The sequence below is a fragment of the Pseudorhizobium tarimense genome, from assembly GCF_022968135.1.
Lineage (GTDB): Bacteria > Pseudomonadota > Alphaproteobacteria > Rhizobiales > Rhizobiaceae > Neorhizobium > Neorhizobium tarimense.
This window is the reverse complement of the sequence record NZ_JALJRA010000044.1, coordinates 1-5,807: the sequence shown is the minus strand read 5'-3', so window position 1 is coordinate 5,807 and position 5,807 is coordinate 1. Positions and strand designations below refer to the sequence as shown.

Sequence of the window (5,807 nt, the reverse complement as noted above, 5' to 3'; positions counted from 1 at the left end):
AGCTGCACCCCCAGATGCTTCTCCAGCGCCTGGACCTGCGTGCTCAGCGCCGGCTGGGCAATACACATCCGCGCTGCTGCCCTGCCGAAATGCAGCTCCTCGGCCACTGCCACGAAGTAGGAAAGCTGGCGAAGTTCCATGACACCCTCTCTTGAGGCAAACGTGTGACCCTGCATGCGAGATCGGAACAACGAGACTTTTATGTAGGCTATATCCGATGGATTAACTCGACGCAAGGTGATGCCCATGACTGATGGAAACTCGCGCTCGTATTGCCTGGAACCTTAGACGTCTGCGATCAGAGCAGAAAATCACGCAGGAGCACTTAGCGGTCGACGCTAACGTTGATCGCAGCGTTATCAGCGACATGGAGAGGAGTAAGCATAACGCCTCAGTAGATCTTCTTGATCGGTTGGCGGCTGCACTCTCAGTCGACGTCACCGAGTTTTTTAAGGTGCCCGACCAAGAGGATGTTCGTCCCGCTCCTTTGTTGCCCGGAAGAAAGCCAAAGGTGGGCCGGTAGAGCTCCACACTTCGAGTCGTGCGATGCAGCAGCTGCTTCTCGAGCACCCGGACCTGCGTACTCAGCGGCGGCTGGGAAATGCACAGCCGGCATGCCGCTCCGCGGAAGTGCGGCTCCTCGGCCACTGCCACGACGTAGGAAAGCTGGCGTAGTTCCATGGGAGGCTTCTCCAAGCCATGATCACCTATGCTCAATTAGGGACCTACAGTCCGTCGATTGTCAAGCCGCCAATAAAGCATGGTGGGCTATGGACACACGGCAGATCATTGGCTGGAACCTCCGCAGGCTCCGCGTCGAGAAGGGGTTTTCTCAAGAGCGCCTAGCGTTGGACGCAAACATTGACCGGTCGTATGTCGGCAGAATCGAACGCGGCCAAGAGAATGTCACCGTGTCCGCATTGGAAGCTTTGGCTTGTGCACTGCGCATCGAGGTAAGAGAACTTTTCTCGGATGTCGCCGACAGCGCCCCTCGCCCTCCATCCTTGCGCCCGGGGCGCAAGCCGCGATCCACTTGAGAACCTGCTAAAGTCTCGATTGGGTGCCGTTGGACGCGCCCGGTGTAGGACGAGGTTTGATCAGCCAATAAATTGTCCCGTTGATGTCTTACCGATCACAAGTCTTGGCTACTCGCTCCGGCCGGCAAAATGCTGCTGAGCACCTGGCGCACCGTTCCTTGATGACGCCGGCTTCCTGTGGATCCCCCTTCAACAGCGCCTTCATCTGCTTTAGGTCACATGTGGCGGCAGCGGCGGCACTTCAGGATGGGTCTTGGACCTCGAGCACTATCGGCCAGTCGGCGGTAATCGCTGCCTGCCAGGCTTCACTGACCTGCTTCGGATCGCCGACGTAGATGCCGCCAAGCCCGATCAATTCGGCAAACTTGTGGTAGGGAACGTTCGGAATGCGCTGCGAGGCTTCGAATTTGGGATCGCCCTCCATCACGCGCTGCTCCCATGTCACCTGGTTGAGATCCTCGTTGTTGAAGACGCAGATGACGAAACGTGAGTCGGCCTAGTCGCGCCAGTAGTTGGCACTGTAATCAACTCAGCCATGTTGTTCATCTGCATGGCGCCATCGCCGACGAGACCAATGACGGGGCGGTCGGGATGGGCGAATTTGGCGGCAATGGCGTAGGGAACGGCTGCCCCATCGACGCCAGCCTGCCGGAAAGCGAAGACATCATCCCGGTCCGCATTTTCACGTCGCCGGCAACCAGTTTGCGCAAGAACCGGAGTCGCTGGTGATCATCGCCCGATCCGGCAAGCGTACAGAGCTCCCAGGCCACCAGCTGCGGATTCACCGGGCTGGCCTCGGCGTGGGCACGGCCATCCAGGGTTTCCCACCAGTCACAGACACTGTTTTCGATCTTGCCCCGCCAAATCGCCCTGCTTCTGTTGCAGACGCGGCAAAAGCGCCTTCAGCGTTTCTGCGGCATCACCAACGAGATTGACGTCCATCGATAGCGGAGCGACAGCATGGAGGGCTTCAGGTCGATCTGCACCGCCTTCGCCTGCCACTCCTCCGGCAGGAATTCCGAATAGGGGAAGCCTGAGCCGACGACCAGCAGCGTGTCGCAATCGCGCATCAGTTCCCAGGACGGTTTCGTCCCGAGCAGGCCGATGGAGCCGGTCACCCAGGAGAGATCGTCAGGCAGCACCGCCTTGCCAAGCAGTGCTTTGGCAACGGCCACCTGCAGCCGGTCGGCGACCGCGATCACCTCTTCCGTTGCGCCCAGCGCACCGGCACCGACCAGCATTGTAACGCGCTCGCCGGCGTTGAGGATCTCGGCCGCAGCATCGAGATCGGTTGCATGCGGCGTCGTCTTCGGTGCGCGATAGCCGATACCGGAATGAGCGGTGCCGTGCTTTCGCAGCGGCTCCTGATAGGGTAATTCCTGGAGATCATTCGGCAGGATCAGCGCCGTGACCGTCTTGCTGGCAAGCGCGATGCGTACAGCACGGTCCACGAGATGCCTGACCTGCGCGGGTGCGGCGGCCTGATGGACGGAATCGCCGGCGAAATCCTTGAACAGGGAGGCCAGATCGACCTCCTGCTGATAATGTCCGCCGATTTTCGTGCGGGCCTGCTGCCCAACGATCGCGAGGACCGGCTAATGGTCCAGGCGAGCGTCATAAAGACCCGTTACGAGGTGGGCGGCACGGGACCGGAGGTGGCGATACAAACGCCTAGTTCGCCGGAGAATTTGGCATAGGCCGAGGCCATGAAGGCCGCCATTTCCTATGGCGGGCTTGGGTGAACTCGATCTTGCCATCCGCCCGGTTGAGGGCGCCGAACACGCCATTGATCCCATCGCCCGGGTAACCGAACATGCGTCTTACGCCCCAGGCGTGCAGGCGTGAGACGGTGAATCGCTTACGGTCTGAGACATGTCCTACCAATTCTGTGCTATGAAAGACTGTATTGGCCTAAAACAGGGAGATATCGAGGGTTCCGATGAGACCTCCTTCCCGTTTGGGGCGAGAAGCTTTACCCGTCGCAGCGATAGTAGCCGCGATAGCCAACCTTCATGCCCTCGCCGACCTTGAAGACCATCGCGGCCTCATCGTCGTCACCTTCCGGTGCGATGACCAGTTGGACGTTCCCGGCGCTCATCTCGATCGAACCCTCCGCCCTTGTCGTCTGGAACTCGATAAGATGACCATTAAGCTTCACGACGCCGACGGCAAGTTCACCATTGCCATCGTCCGCAGAGCCGCGACCGGCTCGCCGAAGCTTGTGTAAAGAAAGTAGCAGGTTGGCGACCCGCCTAGAACCTTAGACATCTCGGCATCCACCATGGTAGCGGGGTCGAGCGTGCTGATATCGGCATTGGCGAGGGCTTCGCTTGCCGGCACAACCGTCGCCACCTGACGGCCGCTGCGGGGGTTAGGAACATCATCGGCGATATCGTCACCACAGGCGCTCAGCAGCGTGGAAGCGGCGAGCAGAGCGGCAAGAGTGAGAGGGAGGCTCCTGCTTTTCATCCTCATCAGTCGCGGGCCTCCAGATCTTCGATCAGATATTTCATCTCGGCGATCTCACGCTCCTGCGCCTCGATGATCTCATCGGCAAGTTTTCGCACCCGCGGGTCGGAGATCTGCGCGCGCTCGCTGGTCATGATGGCGATCGAGTGGTGGGGGATCATGGCGCTCATGTATTCGGCATCGTCTACCGTCGCTTGTCCCCGGACGAGCCAGAGCGAAAGTGCGAAGACGGCGACTGAGCCGCCGAAGATTGCCATGTTGAGCATCTTGTTCTTGTACATGCCAAGCATAAAGCCGAGCATGATGACGGACATCGTGGCACCCATGACGAGCGCCATCCAAGCACGCGTCTCACTCCACAACACATGCTCCCAAGCATAGGTGTTGAGGTACATAAGGCCGTACATGACGACGGTGGAGGTGGCGATCATGGCGGCGAAGCGCCAGTAGGACATACCCATTGCTTTGGTCTCTCCTGTTTTTTCGCTCACTGATCCGCCGGCGGCTGCTGCGGCACGGGCGTAATCACACCCTCGACCTGGGGAGGGCTTCCCGCATCGGAAGCAGGCTCTTGCGCATCACTTGCCGACGCGCCGTCTGCGCCATTCTGAACCGCTCCCTGAGAGGCCTCCGGCAATGGCTCTGCCAACCTCTCGATTCAGTCGTCTCCGCATCTTCGCCTGAACCGCCCTCCCCGGCTACGGCGTGTTCGTCCGGCGTCATTGCTGGCAGCTGCTTGACTAAGGCCGCGATCTCCCACAGACGCTTATCGGTATGCGTCTGACTGAAGGCCGTCATGCCAGTCATCTTGGCGCCAATGCTTGACGAGCCAGAAGACTTCGCTCGCCTCCACTCCGCCGCCGCTTCTGCCAGATGCGGCGGACGCGGCCGCATGCCTTGCGCCCATTCGTCACGCTCGACCCCAGGTCCTGCGTGACAGTGCTGGCACATCTCCTTGTAGGGTTGAGCGCCGGCGGCAGCCATCGCAGCCGTCAGTTCCGGCACGGCTTCCTGATCCGCGTACGACTGGATGGAGTTGTGGAAGGTGGTGTCGAAGATCCACCGTGTGAACGATGTGTGCTCTTCCGTAGCGGCGATGTTGTATTTCCCCGAATAGGCAACAAAGACTGGGACGCCACCAAGCACCGCAAGCGTAGCCACTATACCGCCGATGAATGCAGCTGCCGCCGATTTCTCCGGTCTGTCCATTTTCCCCTCCGTTCGTTCAGAGGGTAAAACGGCAACGTCCGCGATTGTTCCAGCACCATCTCTGCTGCACAACCCAAACGTGCCAAACGAAAGGATTGAGCCCCGGCTCTACGCCGCCCCAAGAAAAAAGCCAGCTGAATCAGTTCAGCTGGCTCCAAAGAACAGGCGACAAATGGCGCCCAATTGGTCGGAATGGCGGGATTCGAACCCACGACCCCTTGACCCCCAGTCAAGTGCGCTACCTGGCTGCGCTACATTCCGTCACGCTCTGTGAGCAAGATTTCCCTAGTCTTTCGGCCATTCCTAAGCAAGGGGAAAATCGGAGCATCAGAAGAAAAAGGGAAAGGAACGGGCGGAAACGCGCGTTTCGGAGCAGAGAGTCCCACCAAAGTCCCACGCGATGTTTGCTATCCGTTCCTGCCGATCAGGCCACGCGGGAGGCTGCAATGGACGTGACTTACAGAGCGACTGACCCTGCCCCAGCACCGCAGCTTCCTGGCACCATCCGCACCTTCACAGAGGCTGCAGACAGTTACCTCCAACACCGCGGATGCAACCGGTTCCTGTCGCCGATCGTCGAGCAGTTCAACGGGCGCTTGATGTCCGACATCGTTCCCTTCGACATCAAGCAGATGTCGCCTGCCCTCTACCCGACCCACTCAGCCTCGACACAAAACCGCCAGGCCATCACGCCGGCCCGAGCAGTCTTCTCCCATGCCTACGAGCGAGGATGGGGACCGGTGCTTAGGATAAGGAATTCCAAGGAGGATCCGCCTGCGAGGCGGAAGACCGCATCGCAGGCATGGCTGCAGCATTCATCCGGTGAGCTACAATGACGGACTGCCGCACGTCGCGGCACTGGTCATGTTCATGAGCCAGACAGCGGCTCGTGAGCGAGGCAATCGAGCTGCGATGGGCAGAGGTTGATATTCTCAATCGAAGCGCAGTGCTGCTCAAGACCAAGACGAGCGTCAACTCGCGCCAAGTGCTGACTGATCAGCTGGTGGCGCGCCTCTACCGTAAGCGCTCATTTCCATGCGCATTGACTTGGCCGGTTTGACCGGAGTGGCTGTCATCCGTCTATATTAGATC

General features: G+C 59.7%; 8 protein-coding genes, 1 tRNA gene and 2 pseudogenes. 3 read left to right on the top strand and 8 right to left on the bottom strand.

Going from position 1 to position 5,807, the window contains the following annotated elements:
- On the bottom strand, positions 1–140 hold a 140-nt coding region (locus MUU54_RS24335; RefSeq protein WP_247246513.1), incomplete at its 3' end, for a LysR family transcriptional regulator.
- A gap of 113 nt (positions 141–253) precedes the next feature.
- On the opposite strand from MUU54_RS24335, the gene MUU54_RS24330 reads away from it, so the two are divergent.
- Complete coding sequence (locus MUU54_RS24330) at positions 254–523, top strand: helix-turn-helix domain-containing protein (RefSeq protein WP_247246511.1); 270 nt, start codon at positions 254–256, stop codon at positions 521–523.
- Here the strand turns inward: MUU54_RS24330 and MUU54_RS24325 are convergent.
- A pseudogene (locus MUU54_RS24325) lies at positions 517–681 on the bottom strand (helix-turn-helix domain-containing protein); the annotation flags it as partial. The gene MUU54_RS24330 and the pseudogene MUU54_RS24325 overlap by 7 nt on opposite strands.
- A gap of 89 nt (positions 682–770) precedes the next feature.
- Here MUU54_RS24325 and MUU54_RS24320 point away from each other — a divergent pair.
- Positions 771–1,037: a helix-turn-helix domain-containing protein gene (locus MUU54_RS24320; protein WP_247246510.1), complete on the top strand. Its 267-nt coding sequence runs from the start codon at positions 771–773 to the stop codon at positions 1,035–1,037.
- 95 nt (positions 1,038–1,132) lie between these two features.
- Here the strand turns inward: MUU54_RS24320 and MUU54_RS24315 are convergent.
- From MUU54_RS24315 to MUU54_RS24295, 6 genes and pseudogenes are all read right to left on the bottom strand, one after another.
- Positions 1,133–2,911, bottom strand: a pseudogene (locus tag MUU54_RS24315) (thiamine pyrophosphate-requiring protein).
- 98 nt (positions 2,912–3,009) lie between these two features.
- On the bottom strand, positions 3,010–3,195 hold the full coding sequence (locus MUU54_RS24725; RefSeq protein ID WP_494338241.1) for a DUF6692 family protein: 186 nt from the start codon (positions 3,193–3,195) through the stop codon (positions 3,010–3,012).
- Entirely contained in the window at positions 3,192–3,512 is a 321-nt protein-coding gene (locus tag MUU54_RS24310) for a DUF6692 family protein (protein WP_247246509.1), read from the bottom strand. The genes MUU54_RS24725 and MUU54_RS24310 overlap by 4 nt, the downstream gene beginning before the upstream one ends.
- Positions 3,512–3,961, bottom strand: coding sequence for a DUF305 domain-containing protein (locus MUU54_RS24305; RefSeq protein ID WP_247246512.1), 450 nt, complete (start codon positions 3,959–3,961; stop codon positions 3,512–3,514). The genes MUU54_RS24310 and MUU54_RS24305 overlap by 1 nt, the downstream gene beginning before the upstream one ends.
- A 70-nt stretch (positions 3,962–4,031) precedes the next feature.
- On the bottom strand, positions 4,032–4,715 hold the full coding sequence (locus MUU54_RS24300) for a c-type cytochrome (RefSeq protein ID WP_247246508.1): 684 nt from the start codon (positions 4,713–4,715) through the stop codon (positions 4,032–4,034).
- A gap of 184 nt (positions 4,716–4,899) precedes the next feature.
- Positions 4,900–4,976: transfer RNA gene (locus MUU54_RS24295), tRNA-Pro, on the bottom strand.
- A gap of 185 nt (positions 4,977–5,161) precedes the next feature.
- On the opposite strand from MUU54_RS24295, the gene MUU54_RS24290 reads away from it, so the two are divergent.
- On the top strand, positions 5,162–5,551 hold the full coding sequence (locus MUU54_RS24290) for a hypothetical protein (protein ID WP_247246507.1): 390 nt from the start codon (positions 5,162–5,164) through the stop codon (positions 5,549–5,551).
- Positions 5,552–5,807 lie beyond the last annotated feature (256 nt).